This is a genomic window from Polynucleobacter sp. HIN9 (assembly GCF_030297635.1).
Taxonomy (GTDB): Bacteria; Pseudomonadota; Gammaproteobacteria; order Burkholderiales; family Burkholderiaceae; genus Polynucleobacter.
Genome location: NZ_AP028140.1, coordinates 671,655 through 687,800, shown reverse-complemented (window position 1 = coordinate 687,800; position 16,146 = coordinate 671,655). Strand labels below are relative to the sequence as shown.

At 46.9% G+C, this 16,146-nt stretch carries 26 protein-coding genes; 10 read left to right on the top strand and 16 right to left on the bottom strand.

Annotation, left to right across the window (positions count from 1 at the left end; all coding sequences use genetic code 11):
• Window positions 1-8 precede the first annotated feature (8 nt).
• Entirely contained in the window at window positions 9-341 is a 333-nt protein-coding gene (locus QUE62_RS03620; RefSeq protein WP_286262318.1) for a hypothetical protein, read from the bottom strand.
• 80 nt (window positions 342-421) lie between these two features.
• Between QUE62_RS03620 and trxC the strand changes: the two genes are divergently transcribed.
• Window positions 422-847 (top strand): thioredoxin TrxC, encoded by a 426-nt coding sequence (gene trxC, locus QUE62_RS03615; protein WP_286225960.1) that lies wholly within the window; start codon window positions 422-424, stop codon window positions 845-847.
• Between the two features lie 4 nt (window positions 848-851).
• Here the strand turns inward: trxC and QUE62_RS03610 are convergent, their stop codons facing one another.
• On the bottom strand, window positions 852-1,484 hold the full coding sequence (locus QUE62_RS03610; RefSeq protein ID WP_286262316.1) for a class I SAM-dependent methyltransferase: 633 nt from the start codon (window positions 1,482-1,484) through the stop codon (window positions 852-854).
• A gap of 82 nt (window positions 1,485-1,566) precedes the next feature.
• Between QUE62_RS03610 and QUE62_RS03605 the strand changes: the two genes are divergently transcribed.
• On the top strand, window positions 1,567-3,114 hold the full coding sequence (locus tag QUE62_RS03605; RefSeq protein WP_286262314.1) for a cryptochrome/photolyase family protein: 1,548 nt from the start codon (window positions 1,567-1,569) through the stop codon (window positions 3,112-3,114).
• On the opposite strand, the gene QUE62_RS03600 is transcribed toward QUE62_RS03605, so the two are convergent.
• Window positions 3,099-3,581, bottom strand: a complete 483-nt coding sequence (locus tag QUE62_RS03600) for an MEKHLA domain-containing protein (RefSeq protein ID WP_286225957.1) — start codon at window positions 3,579-3,581, stop codon at window positions 3,099-3,101. The two genes, QUE62_RS03605 and QUE62_RS03600, sit on opposite strands and share 16 nt — an antisense overlap.
• A 282-nt stretch (window positions 3,582-3,863) precedes the next feature.
• Here QUE62_RS03600 and QUE62_RS03595 point away from each other — a divergent pair, with 282 nt between their 5' ends.
• Entirely contained in the window at window positions 3,864-4,133 is a 270-nt protein-coding gene (locus QUE62_RS03595; protein ID WP_286262312.1) for a GNAT family N-acetyltransferase, read from the top strand.
• Window positions 4,133-4,996, top strand: a complete 864-nt coding sequence (locus tag QUE62_RS03590) for a ChaN family lipoprotein (RefSeq protein WP_286262310.1) — start codon at window positions 4,133-4,135, stop codon at window positions 4,994-4,996. The genes QUE62_RS03595 and QUE62_RS03590 overlap by 1 nt, the downstream gene beginning before the upstream one ends.
• Here QUE62_RS03590 and QUE62_RS03585 read toward each other — a convergent pair.
• Window positions 4,966-5,277, bottom strand: a complete 312-nt coding sequence (locus QUE62_RS03585; RefSeq protein ID WP_286225954.1) for a hypothetical protein — start codon at window positions 5,275-5,277, stop codon at window positions 4,966-4,968. The two genes, QUE62_RS03590 and QUE62_RS03585, sit on opposite strands and share 31 nt — an antisense overlap.
• A 104-nt stretch (window positions 5,278-5,381) precedes the next feature.
• Between QUE62_RS03585 and QUE62_RS03580 the strand changes: the two genes are divergently transcribed.
• Window positions 5,382-5,519, top strand: a complete 138-nt coding sequence (locus QUE62_RS03580; protein ID WP_286224460.1) for a hypothetical protein — start codon at window positions 5,382-5,384, stop codon at window positions 5,517-5,519.
• A gap of 55 nt (window positions 5,520-5,574) precedes the next feature.
• On the top strand, window positions 5,575-6,174 hold the full coding sequence (locus QUE62_RS03575) for an MOSC domain-containing protein (protein WP_286262308.1): 600 nt from the start codon (window positions 5,575-5,577) through the stop codon (window positions 6,172-6,174).
• Here the strand turns inward: QUE62_RS03575 and QUE62_RS03570 are convergent.
• Window positions 6,159-6,569: a thiol-disulfide oxidoreductase DCC family protein gene (locus QUE62_RS03570; RefSeq protein WP_286262306.1), complete on the bottom strand. Its 411-nt coding sequence runs from the start codon at window positions 6,567-6,569 to the stop codon at window positions 6,159-6,161. The genes QUE62_RS03575 and QUE62_RS03570 overlap by 16 nt on opposite strands.
• Window positions 6,570-6,604: 35 nt before the next feature.
• Here QUE62_RS03570 and QUE62_RS03565 point away from each other — a divergent pair, with 35 nt between their 5' ends.
• Window positions 6,605-6,904 carry a hypothetical protein gene (locus QUE62_RS03565; protein ID WP_286262304.1) on the top strand — a complete coding sequence of 100 codons (300 nt, stop codon included), beginning with the start codon at window positions 6,605-6,607 and terminating at the stop codon, window positions 6,902-6,904.
• A gap of 3 nt (window positions 6,905-6,907) precedes the next feature.
• Here QUE62_RS03565 and QUE62_RS03560 read toward each other — a convergent pair whose 3' ends face one another.
• From QUE62_RS03560 to QUE62_RS03530, 7 genes are all read right to left on the bottom strand, one after another.
• A complete protein-coding gene (locus QUE62_RS03560; protein WP_286262302.1) occupies window positions 6,908-7,549 on the bottom strand; it encodes a hypothetical protein in 642 nt (213 codons plus the stop codon).
• A 15-nt stretch (window positions 7,550-7,564) separates the two neighbouring features.
• The gene (locus QUE62_RS03555) at window positions 7,565-7,702 is read right to left on the bottom strand and encodes a hypothetical protein (protein ID WP_286224455.1); all 138 of its coding nucleotides are present in this window, start codon (window positions 7,700-7,702) and stop codon (window positions 7,565-7,567) included.
• Between the two features lie 84 nt (window positions 7,703-7,786).
• Window positions 7,787-8,836, bottom strand: a complete 1,050-nt coding sequence (gene selD, locus QUE62_RS03550) for a selenide, water dikinase SelD (protein ID WP_286262300.1) — start codon at window positions 8,834-8,836, stop codon at window positions 7,787-7,789.
• A 13-nt stretch (window positions 8,837-8,849) separates the two neighbouring features.
• On the bottom strand, window positions 8,850-9,638 hold the full coding sequence (locus tag QUE62_RS03545) for a DUF748 domain-containing protein (RefSeq protein ID WP_286262298.1): 789 nt from the start codon (window positions 9,636-9,638) through the stop codon (window positions 8,850-8,852).
• A gap of 35 nt (window positions 9,639-9,673) precedes the next feature.
• Window positions 9,674-9,934, bottom strand: coding sequence for a SemiSWEET transporter (locus QUE62_RS03540; protein ID WP_286224452.1), 261 nt, complete (start codon window positions 9,932-9,934; stop codon window positions 9,674-9,676).
• Window positions 9,935-9,963: 29 nt separating this feature from the next.
• Window positions 9,964-10,239 (bottom strand): heavy-metal-associated domain-containing protein, encoded by a 276-nt coding sequence (locus QUE62_RS03535; protein WP_286224451.1) that lies wholly within the window; start codon window positions 10,237-10,239, stop codon window positions 9,964-9,966.
• A 68-nt stretch (window positions 10,240-10,307) separates the two neighbouring features.
• The gene (locus QUE62_RS03530) at window positions 10,308-11,009 is read right to left on the bottom strand and encodes a haloacid dehalogenase type II (protein WP_286262296.1); all 702 of its coding nucleotides are present in this window, start codon (window positions 11,007-11,009) and stop codon (window positions 10,308-10,310) included.
• Window positions 11,010-11,101: 92 nt separating this feature from the next.
• Here QUE62_RS03530 and QUE62_RS03525 point away from each other — a divergent pair, with 92 nt between their 5' ends.
• Entirely contained in the window at window positions 11,102-12,247 is a 1,146-nt protein-coding gene (locus tag QUE62_RS03525; protein WP_286224449.1) for an alpha-hydroxy acid oxidase, read from the top strand.
• A gap of 1 nt (window position 12,248) precedes the next feature.
• On the opposite strand, the gene QUE62_RS03520 is transcribed toward QUE62_RS03525, so the two are convergent.
• Window positions 12,249-13,064 (bottom strand): ABC transporter substrate-binding protein, encoded by an 816-nt coding sequence (locus tag QUE62_RS03520; RefSeq protein ID WP_286262294.1) that lies wholly within the window; start codon window positions 13,062-13,064, stop codon window positions 12,249-12,251.
• Window positions 13,065-13,139: 75 nt separating this feature from the next.
• Here QUE62_RS03520 and QUE62_RS03515 point away from each other — a divergent pair, with 75 nt between their 5' ends.
• A complete protein-coding gene (locus tag QUE62_RS03515; protein WP_286262292.1) occupies window positions 13,140-14,135 on the top strand; it encodes a substrate-binding domain-containing protein in 996 nt (331 codons plus the stop codon).
• A 106-nt stretch (window positions 14,136-14,241) separates the two neighbouring features.
• Here the strand turns inward: QUE62_RS03515 and QUE62_RS03510 are convergent, their stop codons facing one another.
• From QUE62_RS03510 to yjgA, 3 genes are read right to left on the bottom strand one after another with little or no spacing between them, the layout of a single operon-like run.
• Window positions 14,242-14,466, bottom strand: a complete 225-nt coding sequence (locus QUE62_RS03510; RefSeq protein WP_286262290.1) for a methyltransferase family protein — start codon at window positions 14,464-14,466, stop codon at window positions 14,242-14,244.
• Window positions 14,457-14,615, bottom strand: coding sequence for a hypothetical protein (locus tag QUE62_RS03505; protein ID WP_286262289.1), 159 nt, complete (start codon window positions 14,613-14,615; stop codon window positions 14,457-14,459). Before QUE62_RS03505 ends, QUE62_RS03510 begins: the two co-directional genes overlap by 10 nt.
• Window positions 14,616-15,170, bottom strand: coding sequence for a ribosome biogenesis factor YjgA (yjgA, locus tag QUE62_RS03500; RefSeq protein ID WP_286262287.1), 555 nt, complete (start codon window positions 15,168-15,170; stop codon window positions 14,616-14,618). It lies immediately after the preceding gene.
• 30 nt (window positions 15,171-15,200) lie between these two features.
• On the opposite strand from yjgA, the gene QUE62_RS03495 reads away from it, so the two are divergent.
• On the top strand, window positions 15,201-16,142 hold the full coding sequence (locus QUE62_RS03495) for a DnaJ C-terminal domain-containing protein (RefSeq protein WP_286224720.1): 942 nt from the start codon (window positions 15,201-15,203) through the stop codon (window positions 16,140-16,142).
• The last annotated feature ends 4 nt before the right edge of the window (window positions 16,143-16,146 follow it).

The window sequence follows — 16,146 nt, the reverse complement described above, 5'->3', positions numbered from 1 at the left end:
CTAGGGAGTTAAAGAATCGGGGGCTTATTTCCTAAAACCAGATCTTCACTACTAAATCTTTGAAGATCGGTAAATAAACTTTGCGTTAGAGATTCAAAGCGCAAAATAGGATTAGTGATCAGGGTGGCACCGAAAGCCATACATAAACTGCAAGCATAACAACTAGTCTGCTTACTTTCAGTGCCCTGATCATCAGAATTTATTGCCGCCTCTTGATGGCAAGGATGATGGGCGTCTTGGGCGGAGATCGATGCACTGCCAAACTTTAAAGCCTCTTTTTGCAGACTCATATCCACCACTGCCCAAGATTGAATGGGCAGAATGGCGACCAAAAGAGTCAATAGGAGTTGCTTTACCATAGAATAATCCTAGCACTCTTTAGAAAAATTTGCCGATTCTTTCTGGTTGGGGAGCAAACTAAATGCTGATTCAATGCCCGTCGTGTAACAAATTAAACCGCTTATCCCCTGAAAAAGTGGCTAGCAAGCCGATTTGCGGTAGCTGCCAGCATGACCTCCTCTCTGCACCGATCGAGGCGAATACAGGTGACTTTGGGGAGCTAATTCAACAAACTCAGATACCCGTTATCGTCGATTTCTGGGCGCCATGGTGTGGGCCTTGCAAAATGTTTGCGCCCACCTTCAATCAGCTTGCTAAGCAATATACCAATCGGGTTTTATTTGTGAAACTCAATACCGAGGAGGAACAAGGTATTGCTGCTCAGTTTGGGATCCGATCTATCCCCACCCTCGCATTCTTTAAGGGCGGAAAAGAAACTAATCGAGTCAGTGGCGCACTGGGGTCCGGTGACCTGGATCGCTATATCCAACAGCAGTTATCTATCTGAGACCTTAGAGTTTGCGAGCAACCACACCCATGAGAGCAGACATTCCATGATGCCCATCACCCTCATGGATTTCTGCTTCATATTCTTGCCAATCGCAGATTTCCATTCCTCTTAAGAGGTCCTGAATTAATTCAGTGGTGTAGAGATGATCGATGCTTGGTGGGCCACCGGTCTTGTAATCCAATTGCTTCGGCGTATAGCCCTGGAGGATTAAATATCCGCCGGGTTTTAAGGAATCGCGTATTTGGGCAAATAGATCAATGCGCATATTGGGGGTTGCAAACTGAATAAAAATGGCTGCGATCAGATCGTAGTGATTGGGTTTCCAAACCCAAGAATGGGTACTGGCAACACTGAAGGTAACCGATACCTGCTCTTCTTTTGCTAACTGCTTTGCCTTTTCTACGGCTACTGGCGATATATCAAAGGCCTCGACAGCCATCCCCTGCTTTGCTAGCCACACACTATTGCGCCCCTCACCGTCAGCGACACAGAGGGCGTTGGCGCCGGGCCTCATATACTTTGCTACTTGATTCTTTAAATAGGCATTTGGCTCTTTACCAAAGACATACTCCGCCTCTGAAAAACGTTTATCCCAGAATTGGGCTGCATCTTTACTGAAATCAATACTTGTCATCGCATTAACAATAAATTATCAATCTTTCAAGGATAATTGATCTCATGATCAATCGCGTCCCAATATCTGTGGTTTACAGTCCATGCGTAACCTAATCCTCGTTCTCGGCGACCAGCTCAATCGGGATTCGAGCGCGTTTGATGGATTTGATCCTAAGCAAGATGCAGTCTGGATGGCAGAAGTGGATGAAGAATCCACCCACATTTGGTCCTCAAAGCAGCGGATTGCTTTGTTTATTAGTGCGATGCGACATTTTGCGCATTCACTGCGCAAGGCAAAGATTAGCCTGCATTACAGCAAACTCGATGATCCTAGTAATACCCAAACACTTGAGGGTGAGCTTGCAAGAACCATTTCTTTGTGCAATCCAAGCAGACTCATTATGACTGACCCGGGGGATTGGCGTGTTCTCGAGAAAATCAAACAGCTGTCATTACAAACTAGTATTGAACTAGAAATCCGTGAGGATCGGTATTTTTTCGCAACCGTAAAGGAGTTTTTTGAACATGCCAAAGGGCGCAAGCAACTACGGTTGGAGTATTGGTATCGCGAGCTTCGCAAAAAGCATAGCGTGCTGATGAATGGCGATGCGCCTGTTGGGGGGGAGTGGAACTTTGATTCCGAGAATCGCTCCTCCTTTGGCAAGGATGGCCCCCCACCCACCCCACCGCCATTACGCTTGAAGCCCGATAGCATTACCCAAGAGGTTATCCAACTGGTCGAGAGTCGCTTTACATCTCATCCGGGTTCGGTTGCGGCAAGTACCTCCGGCTTTGGCTGGCCAATCGATCGGCAAGAAGCCCTCCAGGCGCTAAATGACTTTATTCTTAATCGCCTTCCCCAATTTGGTGTGTATCAAGATGCGATGTGGACCGATGAGCCATGGTTATTCCATTCACATATTGCAAGCGCTCTGAATCTTAAGTTGCTATCGGCTCAAGAGGTAGTGATGGCCGCAGAGAAAGCCTATCTTCAGGGTCGTGCACCGATTGCAGCAGTGGAGGGCTTTATTCGTCAAATCTTAGGCTGGCGCGAATATGTTCGCGGCATCTATTGGATGAATATGCCAAAGTATCTTGAACTCAATGCATTGAAAGCGAATCAAGCCCTACCAGCATTCTTCTGGGACGGTAACACCCCAATGCAGTGTTTATCGCAAACCATTACTCAGAGTTTACGCACCGGCTATGCGCACCATATTCAACGCTTAATGGTCACCGGTCTCTACGCCCTACTTCTTGGAGTCAAGCCAAAGGAGATTCATGCGTGGTATTTGAGTATGTATGTGGATGCCGTTGAGTGGGTCGAACTCCCCAATGTAATTGGTATGAGCCAATTTGCGGATGGAGGGTTAATGGCAAGTAAGCCCTATATCGCAACCGGCAAATACATTGATCGCATGAGCAACTATTGCAAGCACTGCGTCTTTAAGCCTGATCAATCCACTGGTCCTGATGCCTGTCCATTTACCACGCTGTATTGGGATTTTCTGATTCGCCACGAGAGCGCCATGAGCAAGAATCCACGCATGCTGATGCAGGTGCGCAATCTTGGGCGCATGAGTGATCAAGCCAAGCAGGCAATTCAAGATAAAGCCGCAGAACTTCGCGATCCTCAGGCTGGTAAATAATCCCAGCAATCAAATCGGGCAGCTTGACCCACCCTTACTCCATTTGGATTGATTAAGTTCCAGACAGTGGCATTACGAATCCAAAACCGTTTGCCAGTTTTGGATATCCGAATTCCGGAATAATCATCGATAAAGCCAAACTGTTGCACGCGCTGCAGCAAGGCTTGGCGCTCATCTTGCAAAACAGGTTCTGCTGATTGTCGCGATGGAATTGAGGTGATTTCAGCCCAATTCATTTCAAATGCATTCTGGGCCATGCGATTAGCGTAACCAAAGATTGGATCAGCCTGCGTATCGTGTGCTACCACTGCAAAAGGAGCTTCATAGAGCATTTGTGCCGTGTTTATTAAGCTGACAGATTCAAAACAAGGCTTACCTAGAAAATGCTGATAGCTATCCAATATCAACCGAGCCTCGATGGGCAAAAATTGATTATCCGGATCTGGTTCAATGCGTGAGAACAGCATGCCGGTCGCTATCGACCAAGCAGTGAAATAATTTTGTAGCGGCCGTCACTACTCATCACTTTTAAAGTGTATTCCTCAATGAAAACCGCATCACTTAGTTTTGGAAAGTAAAACTCAAAAGACTTCCCTTTTGGTTCGTCTGCAACGTAGACCAATTCTTTGACAGGATCGATTTTTATTATTCGGTACATAAATGCTAGGTCATACAAAAAACTTGCAATACTAGAATTCAAAACTAAACATAAAATATCTAGATTCATTCTACAGGCGATTTAGGAAATAATGCAATTAGTCAATCCCATGGATTACACAATCGAAATCGAGCAGCAAACAATCTGGATTAAGAACCAAAATACCACGATCGCATACTGCCGATACTCCGATAACGGTGATATTGAGTACATCTATGTCCAACCCATGTATCGGCTGATGGGGTTTGGTCGCAAGCTAATCCAAGAGGCCCAACGCATTACAGGTAAGATCGGCGTCCCGCAAGAACCGGTTTCACCGATGGGTCAACGTTTTTTTGCTGCCCTCAAGAACGATTCTTAATGAATGCTATTAAAAATATTTATCTGGGCTATTGCCTTCTATTGGCGAGCATTACTGCGACGGCAAGTCCAATCATTGATCTTCGTAGTCAGGCCACCGTTAATCAAGAGCAGTTGATTGCGGAGCTAATCAGCGCCGACTATATTTTGCTCGGCGAGCTCCACGATAACCCCTATCACCATGAGGCACGCAGTCGATTAATTACTGCAATGGCTAACAAAAAATATGCAGCGGTTGTTGAATATCTTCCCTCTGGTCCATTAGTCCCCTGGTCTGGATCGACCCTCCAATCCCTTGAGCAAGCAGGATTCTCTGCTAAAGCGTGGCCTTGGAAGCTCTATCAACCTCTATTTGAAGCCATTCGGGTATCTGGATTCCCGCTCTATGGCTCCAATCTCGATCGCTCTATCTCAAAAACCATCTTCTCAGGCGGGCCCATCCCGGCTGTGATGGAATCGGATTACCAAAAAAGTGTTCTATCAATTGAAGCAAAACGCAGCCTTGAGAAGGATTTGATCGACGGACATTGCGGCAAGCTTCCCGCCCAGTATTTAGAACCCATGTTTCGGGTGCAACGCCTAACCGATATTTCAATGGCGCAGACCATGATGCGCCATTCTCCTGCGATTCTGTTTGCCGGCAATGGCCATGTTCGCAATGATTATGGAGTTCCTCAAGCTTTAAGATCCCTTGATCCCTCTAAGAAACGCATGAGTGTTGGTTTTGTTGAAGAGGATCGGCGTAACCCTAAAGCACTGGCGGAGCTAGCCAAACTCTATGATTTTGTTTGGATTACCCCCGGCATCGAGCGCCCCGACCCTTGCGCTACTCTTCATTTTGGTAAATCCGAATCCTCTAAGTAGTACGCATCAGCAACAAATGCCGGACCTTTCATTAAATACACAATGAAAGCACATAAAGCGGCAGTGAAAAGCATCGTCCAGAAGAAAATAAGTCCGGCTATTAAATAGAGCTCCCAAAGTCTGGATGATCCACTGGGCTCTATTCCGTATTGCAAAATGGCAAGCGGTACAACAAATATGCTGGTGCCATAGAACATTAGCTTCGGCGTATGGCGCAAGATGACCCACTCAAAGCCAGGGGGCTCTCGACGCGTTGAGGGAAGCCTCTTTAACCAGTTCATCGTTTCATCTTAATCGATCGCCCTTGAATTTTCTTGGACTGAGCCCTATATTTCTTTCGCAGGACTTTTCCTGACCTTTTTTAATAAATCAATAAGGAGTCTATATGTCAAATTACAGTCAAGCGAACGTACGCTACTCCATCGCCGATTGCAAAGCATCGCTGGATAAAAATAATCACCATAAGCGCTATAACCACAGTATTCGCGAGTGCGATCAATCGATTCGCGCTGAGAAGAAATAAATCAATCCCAAGAGCCCCAAGTTTAAGCTTGGGGCTTTCTTCGGCATAATAGGCTATGGCAATTCGTCTAGAAACCATTAGCGCTGGGCTGGCAAAACCCTTGTGGGTTCGTGACGGAGAAGACCTCCGTACCGTTATATCGGCCATCAACAAAACTCCCGTGAGCACCATTATTCAACCCGAGGCGGTTGAAGTCAAAGCAACCGGCATCGTTAGTGATGAGCAAGCCGATCCTCAAGTGCATGGCGGGACTGAAAAAGCTCTCTACATGTATCCACAGGAGCATTACCCCTTTTGGTCCTCGCTGCTTTCTGAAGCCAAAGGCCAATCGATCCATTTGGAGCATGGCTACCTAGGTGAAAACTTAACCATTAGTGGGCTCAATGAACACGACGTCTACGTTGGTGACCGCCTCCGGATTGGAGCCATTGAATGCGCAGTTACAAAATTACGGGAGCCCTGCTATAAGTTCACAGCAAAGACAGGGGTTGCAACTGCGGCTAAGGCAATGATTCAGGGCGCTCGTAGCGGCTGGTACCTGCGTGTTCTGCAGGGAGGAATCATTCAAGCGGGCGATGCCATCACGATCATCCCCGGACCCCGCGAATGTTCAATCGCTCAACAAAACCATGCACTGCTTCAGCGAGGTGATTGAGTAATTCGTTTAACCAGTTTTAATGCGAAGGGTCCGATGGCACCTGATATCGCATGTCGATTCTTAGCAAAGATCCGATACGCTAGGTTCAAGATGGGTCTTAGAGTTTTTCTTGAAAATAACCAAGCCAAGATGGGTAAATTAGCGCGCCGATAAGCCTCTGCAAAGACAGGGACTCCACGAATCGGGGCCTGCCCCTCAATTTGCCCAACCATCTGATCAAGTGCAGCCTGGCACGAAACACCGACACGGTCTGGGTCGAATGCGCTGCTGTTGACGTCGACAAATTGAAGTAATTGCTGATGATTGCGGGTCTGCAAATAAAGAATCTCTGCCTGACACAGTGGACAAGCACCATCATAGAAGAGGGTCAGCGGTAATAGGACTTGGCTCATACAATAGACTAATGTAATTATCAATTGTCCTGTAAATGCGCATTTTTTACTTTCTCCCCCTAGTTCTTCTACTTTCAGCATGCGGCCAAGCCAACTACACCACCTGGAACTGCATTCCTGAGAATGACGCAAGCAAAAAGGTGGTCATGGTCTTGCAGCAATCGACCATGAAATTTGGCGATCAACAGTTACGCTTTTGTGGCAGTCTTGGGCTAATTAGCTACTTTGATGAGAGCTGCAAGGTCGGCGACGTCAAGGCATCGATCGCGCAATTGATTCAGAGCGAATCACGCCTAGCCATTGGCAAGGACGAGTACCGCTGTGAAAAGCTCTAGACTTTAATCGGAGCGCTTTAGCAGAATCTGCGCAGTCATTTTTCCAGCAAACACCAAGTCCATCTCCAGACCATCGTTGGCCGACTTGATATCAACACCATCTTGAATGGCCGGTTTAGTCTCTTGAACGGCGAGTAGCTTGTCTGGCCATGAGAACTTCATGTTTGCGGTCATGGGTAAATAGCCATCAAAAAGTCGTCGCATCAAAGGGCCAGCATTGAGTTGATAAAGGCCGTTACCCAGAGAGTCCAGAGCCTTGGACTGCAAATCAATACAAATTGATCCGCCTTTTTGTACTTCACTAAGAGTTACGCGATTGTCTTTGACCTCAGCCATCGCAATACCGTCCATGGTACGAACTTGAATATCCCGGATTCGATCTTTGTTAAACAAAATGACTACTTTGCGAATCGGATCCAATTTTTTATGGCAAGTCTGGATTTGTACTAAGCCAGAGTCAAGACTGGTTTCTAAGATGGTTACCTTCGATTCATAAGTGTATGAATTCGGATCGGGCTTGGTTTTGAGAAACCGAATCTGCCCTTCACCAACCACATCCGCAAGACCAGCTGCCGATACGCTGATGGGGAAAACAAAAAGGCACACCGCTAAGTGTGTGCCCCATCGAGTCACGATTGATCGCATTCGATCAAACCACAATTAATAGATCTTTTTACGCAAGCGCTCATCACGCTTATCAATCATCAACTGTAAAAACCACTCGCCCCGCTTCATCGGGGAACCCATCATGCTTTGCATGAAGGACTGAAAACATGCCGCAAAACTTTGGTTTTTCATGGTGAGGCCTTTACTCTTAATAGTTAGTCAACTCATTGTAGCTAGTTTTAGGACAATGGGTGAAAGCAAGACCCAGCCAGCTTCCTAGGTCATCGCGAGGCCTTGCCCGCTTCCAAAATGGCCAATTGCTCTCGCCTCATGAAACCTCGAGCGATGGAGCAAATCCAGAACCTGGTCTTTAGCCTCCGGTGCACAAGCAATCAGTAACCCACCACTGGTTTGCGGATCGGTCAATAAATGCTGTTGCCAAGGTTGAACATCTGAACTAAACGAAACCTCCCCGCCATAAGCTTGCCAATTTCGGGCTGAGGCGCCGGTATAGATATCATCTTTAACAAACTCCACTGCCTCGGCAATGACTGGAATATCACGCCAGTTCAAATGGGCTCTTAGATTTGCCCCGCGACTCATCTCCAAAAGATGTCCTGCCAAACCAAAGCCGGTGACATCCGTCAGGGCATGAACTTCTGGCATCTTCGAAAGGGCAATGCCAGGCTGATTTAACTGGGTGGTGAAGGCAATCATTGACTCATATCCCTTGGCGGATAACCGCTCCTTCTTTAGGGCGGCACTCAAAATGCCAACCCCCAAAGGTTTACTCAAAATAATCGTATCGCCCTCTTCTGCGCCGCTGTTGCGCTTCAAGTTGGCCGGATCAACAATGCCAATCGCGACCAAGCCGTAGATAGGCTCAACCGTATCAATCGAATGGCCGCCAGCAATCGGAATCCCCGCTGCGTGACATACCGACTCTCCACCCGCAATAATCTTCTGAATGACCTCCAGCGGTAATACATTAATTGGCATACCGAGTAAAGCCAATGCAAATAAGGGTTGAGCACCCATCGCATAAATATCTGAAATCGCATTAGTGGCAGCTATTCGACCAAAGTCATAGGGATCATCGACGATCGGCATAAAGAAATCCGTCGTAGCAACAATTGCCTGGTGATCATTGATTTGATAAACCGCTGCATCCTCATTATTTTCTGAGCCAGCTAACAAAGCGGATGGAATCATTTTGAGTGGTGAGGCTCGCAAGATATCGCTTAAGACCCCCGGTGCAATTTTGCAGCCGCATCCTCCTCCGTGCGAAAGTGAGGTCAGGCGTCCGTTGTATGCATTAAGAGTCATAGGTTTATCTTGGCTATTTTTGAAAAAGCTTCTTAATGGTAGTGACGGCATCTTTGCCAAGTTGCTGAGCACTACCGGTAACATCGCGCAAAGTATCGGTAGCGATGTTTAAATAGGTATTGACGCTTTTAAGGGCTGCGCTCTTGATCACCGGAATAATGGCGTCGATGATTTTACCGACGGCTTCTTTAGTTCCTGCGCCATCTTTACCGGTATCGATATTTGTGATTTGAATATCATCTAATTTGAGGTTAACGCTTGTGCCTAGGATTCTCATATCCTGATACACCAGATCTGCCCCTTGAATATCAAATTGCTTGATGAGAATGCGTGGCTGCTTAGAATCGCTTGGGGCTTTATCTGCTTTGTTTTGAGCATCTTCCTTTTGGTTGGCTGCGCTATATTGCTTGGCATTATTTTGTAGAACCGACAGATTGTCAGAATCTTTCGTTTTGACATAGCGCACACTCGGCTGGTTTAAGAGTACACGGTCAATCACTACAAAATCCAATTTAGATTCCTTGGGATTGAGCACAATCTCAATGGTTCCCGCTTTAAAAGCATGAGCCCCCTCAAAACCAGGAGGGTTGGCAACCTCAAGATTACGAATCGTCGCCTGAGTTTGACGCAAACTAAGATTAACCTCGCCTACCGTTACCTTGGTGCCCAGAGATTGCGTCGCATAGTTCTCAATCGAGCGCTTCACATACCCATCTAATTTAGTTGCGGTGTAGTAAGCAACGCCAATTGCAATCGCTATCGCCAATACGATCAAGAGTGCAAGCATCTTCAGGATTTTCATTATCAGAATTTAGTCAGAATACTGTGTGTGCCGAGTTATTTTGACATTTGTTTTAGTTTCATGAGTAAGATACTCAGAGCAAATATAAAGGTTAAGGCATTGGTCACAATTAGGGGCCAACTTTCAATCACAATCCCGTAAATTAACCATAATGCCACTCCCAGGGTAAACATGCTGTACATGCCTAGAGAGATGCCCGAGAGGTCTCTAGTTCGCCACGATTGAATGGCCTGAACCAGAAAAGAGAAAGTGGTCAGTAAAGCGGCTAAATAACCAATGATGTCAATATGAAACATCCTGGCATCTTAGCCGATTGATTGATCACTTAGCCGATGCGGCCGATCGCGCAACTCACAAATGACTTAGCAGTCGCAATTCCTTTATCAAGACCCGCGACAGAGCCCTTTTCTGGGTAGCCCATACTAAGTAACTTATCGACAATTTGCTGGCGCAAACTTAAGTCGGCATCCAGAACAACTGCTCTATTTGCATGATCGACTGTGACCGCTTGAACCCCAGATATTGCTCTTAAACCCTTAACAATGGTGTTCTCACAGCCACCGCATTTTAGGTTCTCAATTTCAATCGTTAGATTTGCCATAGGATCCTCCCTTTAGTCTTCTAAGTATGATCTTTTCTTTAGGTTTACGTTTGATCTAGATCATTATTTTACGAGGCGGCTTTTAGTTGGGTTGACAAGTCAATAAAGTCTTTAGCATGGTAGGTAGTCCAGGACTCACGCCCAAGATCCGTCCGTATCACCCTCGGTCCAAATTCAGCAGGCCGCTCAATGAAGGCCGTTTGCAAGCCACAAGCATGTGCTGCCTCCAAATCGTCTTTATGGGCAGCAACTAGCATCACGTCCTGAGGTTCTAGATCAAAGGTTTGACAAACGCCCAGATAGGTCTCCGGATCGGGCTTGTAGTGCCGAAATACCTCGGCGGAGAGAATCAGATCCCAGGGTAAACCGCCGTTTTTTGCCATATTGGCAAGCAAACCTAAATTACCGTTTGACAGGGTAACGATCGTAAAGTCTTGTTTTAAAAGTGTTAAGCCTCGCACTGTATCTGGCCAAGGTTTTAACCGGTGCCATGCGAGATTGAGATGTTTCTTTTGCGCTTCGGTCAAATGATCGATTTTCTGATCCGCAAGGACTTGATCCAAGATCATCCGGTGCAGATCATCAATCCGAGTCCAGCCGAGCTCTCCACTACGCACTCTAGCCATAGCGGGCTTGTATCCCGATCGCCAGGCGCTTGCAAACGCGATGGGGTCCGCCTCGGGAATCAGTTGGGCAACCTCAGCCGCAATCGAGCCATGCCAATCGACCACGGTTCCAAATACATCAAAGGCTAATATGGTTGGTTTCATCTCAGAGTTTGGGTTTAGTTAGGATCATTCATAATAGACAAATCATATGTCTGTCCGATACATTTAGTTGTATTTACCTTGTAAAACTCATCATGCCAATTATTACCAATATTGAAGATTTGCGCGTTCTCCATCAAAAGCGCACCCCCAAGATGTTCTATGACTATGCAGATTCCGGGTCCTGGACCGAATCTACTTACCGAGCCAACGAATCGGATTTTCAGAAGATTAAGTTACGCCAACGGGTGGCTGTCAATATGCAAAATCGCACCACCAAGACAACTATGGTCGGCCAAGAGGTTGCAATGCCGGTCGCGCTGGCACCCACCGGATTAACTGGAATGCAGTACCCCGACGGTGAAATTTTAGCTGCGCAGGCTGCTGAGAAATTTGGCGTCCCCTTCTGCTTATCGACCATGAGTATTTGCTCCATTGAAGATGTGGCTGAGCGAACCACTAAACCATTTTGGTTCCAGCTCTACGTCATGAAAGATCGCGGTTTTATTGAACGTCTGATTGAGCGGGCCAAGGCGGCAAAATGTTCAGCCCTCGTGCTCACCCTGGACCTACAAATCTTAGGACAGCGTCATAAAGATATTAAAAATGGCTTAAGCGCCCCGCCCAAACTTACCATTCCTAACATCATCAATATGATGACCAAACCACGTTGGTGTATGGGCATGCTACAAACACCGCGTCGCACCTTTCGAAACATTGTTGGTCATGCCACGGGCGTTGGGAATATGTCTTCCCTGTCATCATGGACTGCGGAACAATTTGATCCCGGCCTTAATTGGGGAGACGTCGAGTGGATTAAGAAACACTGGGACGGCAAACTGATTATTAAAGGTATCTTGGATCCCGAGGACGCCCGTGCTGCCGTCGGATCAGGTGCCGATGCCATCGTGGTATCAAATCATGGCGGTCGACAGCTCGATGGAGCGATGTCGAGTATCCAGGCGCTTCCTCCAATTGTGGATGCGGTTGGCAAGGACATCGAGGTCTGGATGGACGGCGGAATTCGTTCCGGCCAGGATGTTCTTAAAGCGTGGGCTTTGGGTGCACGCGGTACGATGATTGGCCGCTCATTCCTCTATGGTCTTGGCGCCATGGGCGGCCCGGGTGTAACCAAATGTTTAGAGATTATTCATAAGGAGCTGGATCTCACGATGGCGTTTACTGGCCACCGTGATCTCCATAATGTCACCAACGATATTTTGGTGCCAGGTACTTACTAGCTTAATTCTTGGCGTTTGGGAAAAATAACTGCTCGCCGCCCACCTTGTAGCTGGCAATCATATCTTGTCCCTCTTTTGAGGTAATCCAATCGATAAATGCTTGGCCTTCGGCTTTCTTCACTTTGGGATGTTTAGCCGAGCTCACCAGCATCACACCATACTGATTAAAGAGCTTGGGATCGCCTTGCACCAAAATCGTTAGATCGCCACGGTTCCTAAAGCTGAGCCAAGTTGCGCGGTCCGATAAAATATAAGCATTCATACCGGATGCGGTATTTAATGCAGGGCCCATCCCCGAGCCAGTTTCTTTATACCAAGGCAGATTGGGAGAAACTGTAATATCTGCACCCTTCCAATAACGTAGCTCCGCTGCATGAGTGCCACTTTTATCGCCACGCGATACAAAAGTCGACTTACTGTCAGCAATTTTCTTAAGTGCTGCTTGAATATCATTACCACCAGCGACTTTCGCTGGATCAGCCCTGGGGCCAATGAGAATAAAGTCGTTATACATTACTTCAATGCGTTTGTCGGCAAATCCCTCGGCAACGAATTTCTCTTCAGCAACCTTGTCGTGAACCATCACCACATCAGCGTCACCGCGACGGCCAATGTCAAGAGCTTGTCCAGTTCCCACCGCAACTACTTTCACCTGAATCCCTGTTTTCTTCTCAAAAGGTGGCAGGATGTGGCCAAATAAACCCGATTGTTCGGTCGAGGTCGTCGATGAAAGTACGATGCTCTTTTGTGCATACGCAGCGGTGGACAACAAGAAAGAGAGGGTCAGTATTGAAATGATGGAACGTAGATTTTTCATGATGATGAATTGTTGGTTGAAAACGTTTTATCATCAAGAGATCAGTTTAAATAATCAATATGCAAAAATATTCATATGAAGCTTGTAATCCAACCCACCCTGCTACTGAAAACCCCAAACTACCATCAGCACACCCTCGATCTAACGCATATTGGTAATTTATTACGCAGCGTAGATCAGGGGCGCACTCTAGCTGCGGCAGCTAAGGATCTGAATGTGTCCTATCGCACGGTCTGGAATGAGTTGCAAGAGGCTGAGCGGGAATTAGGTTGCCAGCTCTTAGAGCGAATTAAGGGACATGGCTCCAAAATTACTCCTGCCGGGCAATTGCTGATTCACTCTCTAGAGCGCTTAGATTTGCAGCTATCTAGCGAGGCTCAACGTTTAGCAAGCGACATTAGTGAAAAACTCTCCAATCATCTCAATAAGACATTTGATCGATATATCTTTTGCAGCAGCAACGATCCTCTAATTGAGCAGATTCATTCAAAATTTGATGAGATTGAATATAAGACCATGGGATCCGGACATGCATTGGATCGCCTCATGGAGAATAAAGCGACGATTGCCGGTTTTCATGTATCCGATGCAAGAGAGTTCAAAGCCATCGAGGATCACCTGCGACGCGCCGGTCTTATCACCATTCCCTTAATGCAGCGCGTCCAAGGACTTTTATTGGCAAAAGGCAACCCCCTCAAGATTCATTCGATTCGAGATCTTGCTCGACCCGAGGTGCGAATGATTAACCGACAGAAAGGTGCGGGTACACGCCTTCTTCTGGATCGGCTTTTGGAGCGCGAAGGCCTTAAAACAAAGCAAATCAAAGGTTATGGACACGAAGAGTTTACCCATAGCGCCGTTGCGACCAGTATTCTGGCAGAACAAGCCGATGTCGGCATTGGCCTGCAGTACATCGCCAAAGAATATAAGTTGCACTTTATTCCTCTAGAGACTGAAACGTTTTATCTAGCCATAAAACCGGAGTTCAGGCGGAATAAGACCTTAATCGCCTTTGTTAAGGCTGTCCAGAATCGCTCCAATAAAACGCCGGGGTATAAAGCGGTTAAATAAATTGGGTTGATTTAATAAATCAGCGGAATTAGTTTTTTAGTGCGCTGCCGATAGTCTTGATAGTTCGGAAACTTTTCTAGTAGCCACTCCTCTTCTTTGCGGGACTTCAGATCAAAAAAGATGAGTAGCGCAACTGCAACGGCAAGGTATACCAACTTTGCAAGGTCGCTGCCCAACCAAAGCCTAAGATAATGACCCCAAAATAGATCGGATGGCGAACCAGCTTATAAATCCCTGTCTGGATCAGCTCGCCATTGCGCTTCGGTTTAGGCATTGGGGTGAGATTGGGCCCCAAGGCAATCGCGGCCCAAAGCGCAATACCTAAGCCCAAATAAAAAAGAGCTCTTCCAGCCAGCCATAGGGGTAATAAATAGTTTCTGGCTTACCGAAGAGATCAGCGGGACCAAAGAATAAGGCAATCAATAAAATTGCTTGAATGAATACGTAGATTTCGCCACGATCTTGTTTGGTTTTACTCATTTAGGCCTCAAGCTCTCTTAGGTATTGAAAAATCTCGCGATAGGCCTTTGGGGGCTTATTGGCCTCCCGCTCCTTCTTCGCATTTCGGATTAGAGTACGAATATTCTGAATATCCAAAGTCGGATACTGAGCAATGAGCTCTTGTAGCGCCTCATCATTTTGCAATAGGCGCTCACGCAGTCGCTCTAAGCGATGCAACTTTGCAGTTTCGACTCGACCAGGTCCCTCAATCACCTCAAGCTGCTTCTTGATGGCTGCAATATCCTCATCCGATAAGGCCCGCATCCGCTTACCAAGGTATTGCTTATGGCGCCGGATTCCTTCAAAAGATCGAATGCGGGACGTCTTTGCAATTGCATCGCGCAAATCTTCATCAATCGGAATCGACTTTAAGGCATCACTTGGAAGTGCGCTTAAAGCCTCAGCCAATTTTTGGCGATCGGCCATTTGGCGTTTGAGCTCTGATTTACTCGGGGGCAAATCATCGTCGGCGCTTAAAAGATCAATTCGGGCATATATCCATTCTACTGAATGGTTTAATCCGATTAAAATCAAGGATTATTGATTGACCTCCCTTGTGCATTCATGGAATACCAAGACTATTACAAAATACTCGGCCTTGAGCGGGATGCAACGCCTGATCAAATTAAACAGGCCTATCGTAAGCTAGCTCGCAAATACCATCCCGACGTCAGCAAAGAGCCCGATGCTGAAAAGCGCTTTAAGGAAATTGGTGAGGCTTATGCCGTCTTAAAGGACCCTGAGAAAAAAGCAGCTTATGATCAGATGGGCAGCAACTGGTCGGGTGGTCAAGGGTTTAATCCCCCACCCAATTGGGACTCTGGTTACGAGTTTCGGGGCAATGGTTGGGGCGATAGTGCTAATCCTGACCACAGCGAGTTCTTCGAATCCATTTTTGGGCGTCGTGCTCAACAGGCCAATCAGCAAAGTGCACAGTTCAATATTCCGGGTGAAGATCACCACGCTAAGATCGAGATTGATTTAGTTGATTCGTATCTAGGTGCACAACGAAGCATCGGACTCAAAATGCCCGCACTGGATGATCAAGGCCATCTGCGCATGCAAGAGCGCACCTTAGAGGTCAAAATACCCAAGGGTATTCGAAGCGGTCAACATTTACGCCTCGCTGGTCAGGGAAGCCCAGGCTTTGGAAATGGCAAAGCGGGCGACCTCTATTTAGAGATTGTGATTAAGCCAAATGCCCTCTTTAAGGTCGATGGTAAAGATGTAACGGTTGAGTTAAACCTTGCCCCTTGGGAGGCGGCATTAGGAGCAACCGTAGACCTCCCCACTCCCACTGGCAAAGTTGAATTGAACATCCCGGCTAATACTATGGCAGGCAAGAAACTCCGCCTCAAAGGCAAGGGCATTCCGAGTCAAGAGCCAGGCGATCTTTATGCAAGTGTTCGACTGGTTACCCCACCAGCGAGCACTGATTCAGATAAAGAAGCTTACCAAGCAATGGCAAAGTCATTTGCTGCATTTAATCCACGTGCAAACGGTTAGGAGT

Bases quoted from the DNA above. Each gene is read 5' to 3' on its own strand.
- trxC (WP_286225960.1), top strand. From the start codon at position 422: ATGCTGATTCAATGCCCGTCGTGTAACAAATTAAACCGCTTATCCCCT.
- QUE62_RS03610 (WP_286262316.1), bottom strand. From the start codon at position 1,484: ATGACAAGTATTGATTTCAGTAAAGATGCAGCCCAATTCTGGGATAAA.
- QUE62_RS03605 (WP_286262314.1), top strand. From the start codon at position 1,567: ATGCGTAACCTAATCCTCGTTCTCGGCGACCAGCTCAATCGGGATTCG.
- QUE62_RS03600 (WP_286225957.1), bottom strand. From the start codon at position 3,581: ATGCTGTTCTCACGCATTGAACCAGATCCGGATAATCAATTTTTGCCC.
- QUE62_RS03595 (WP_286262312.1), top strand. From the start codon at position 3,864: ATGCAATTAGTCAATCCCATGGATTACACAATCGAAATCGAGCAGCAA.
- QUE62_RS03590 (WP_286262310.1), top strand. From the start codon at position 4,133: ATGAATGCTATTAAAAATATTTATCTGGGCTATTGCCTTCTATTGGCG.
- QUE62_RS03585 (WP_286225954.1), bottom strand. From the start codon at position 5,277: ATGAACTGGTTAAAGAGGCTTCCCTCAACGCGTCGAGAGCCCCCTGGC.
- QUE62_RS03580 (WP_286224460.1), top strand. From the start codon at position 5,382: ATGTCAAATTACAGTCAAGCGAACGTACGCTACTCCATCGCCGATTGC.
- QUE62_RS03575 (WP_286262308.1), top strand. From the start codon at position 5,575: ATGGCAATTCGTCTAGAAACCATTAGCGCTGGGCTGGCAAAACCCTTG.
- QUE62_RS03570 (WP_286262306.1), bottom strand. From the start codon at position 6,569: ATGAGCCAAGTCCTATTACCGCTGACCCTCTTCTATGATGGTGCTTGT.
- QUE62_RS03565 (WP_286262304.1), top strand. From the start codon at position 6,605: ATGCGCATTTTTTACTTTCTCCCCCTAGTTCTTCTACTTTCAGCATGC.
- QUE62_RS03560 (WP_286262302.1), bottom strand. From the start codon at position 7,549: ATGCGATCAATCGTGACTCGATGGGGCACACACTTAGCGGTGTGCCTT.
- QUE62_RS03555 (WP_286224455.1), bottom strand. From the start codon at position 7,702: ATGAAAAACCAAAGTTTTGCGGCATGTTTTCAGTCCTTCATGCAAAGC.
- selD (WP_286262300.1), bottom strand. From the start codon at position 8,836: ATGACTCTTAATGCATACAACGGACGCCTGACCTCACTTTCGCACGGA.
- QUE62_RS03545 (WP_286262298.1), bottom strand. From the start codon at position 9,638: ATGAAAATCCTGAAGATGCTTGCACTCTTGATCGTATTGGCGATAGCG.
- QUE62_RS03540 (WP_286224452.1), bottom strand. From the start codon at position 9,934: ATGTTTCATATTGACATCATTGGTTATTTAGCCGCTTTACTGACCACT.
- QUE62_RS03535 (WP_286224451.1), bottom strand. From the start codon at position 10,239: ATGGCAAATCTAACGATTGAAATTGAGAACCTAAAATGCGGTGGCTGT.
- QUE62_RS03530 (WP_286262296.1), bottom strand. From the start codon at position 11,009: ATGAAACCAACCATATTAGCCTTTGATGTATTTGGAACCGTGGTCGAT.
- QUE62_RS03525 (WP_286224449.1), top strand. From the start codon at position 11,102: ATGCCAATTATTACCAATATTGAAGATTTGCGCGTTCTCCATCAAAAG.
- QUE62_RS03520 (WP_286262294.1), bottom strand. From the start codon at position 13,064: ATGAAAAATCTACGTTCCATCATTTCAATACTGACCCTCTCTTTCTTG.
- QUE62_RS03515 (WP_286262292.1), top strand. From the start codon at position 13,140: ATGAAGCTTGTAATCCAACCCACCCTGCTACTGAAAACCCCAAACTAC.
- QUE62_RS03505 (WP_286262289.1), bottom strand. From the start codon at position 14,615: ATGAGTAAAACCAAACAAGATCGTGGCGAAATCTACGTATTCATTCAA.
- QUE62_RS03495 (WP_286224720.1), top strand. From the start codon at position 15,201: ATGGAATACCAAGACTATTACAAAATACTCGGCCTTGAGCGGGATGCA.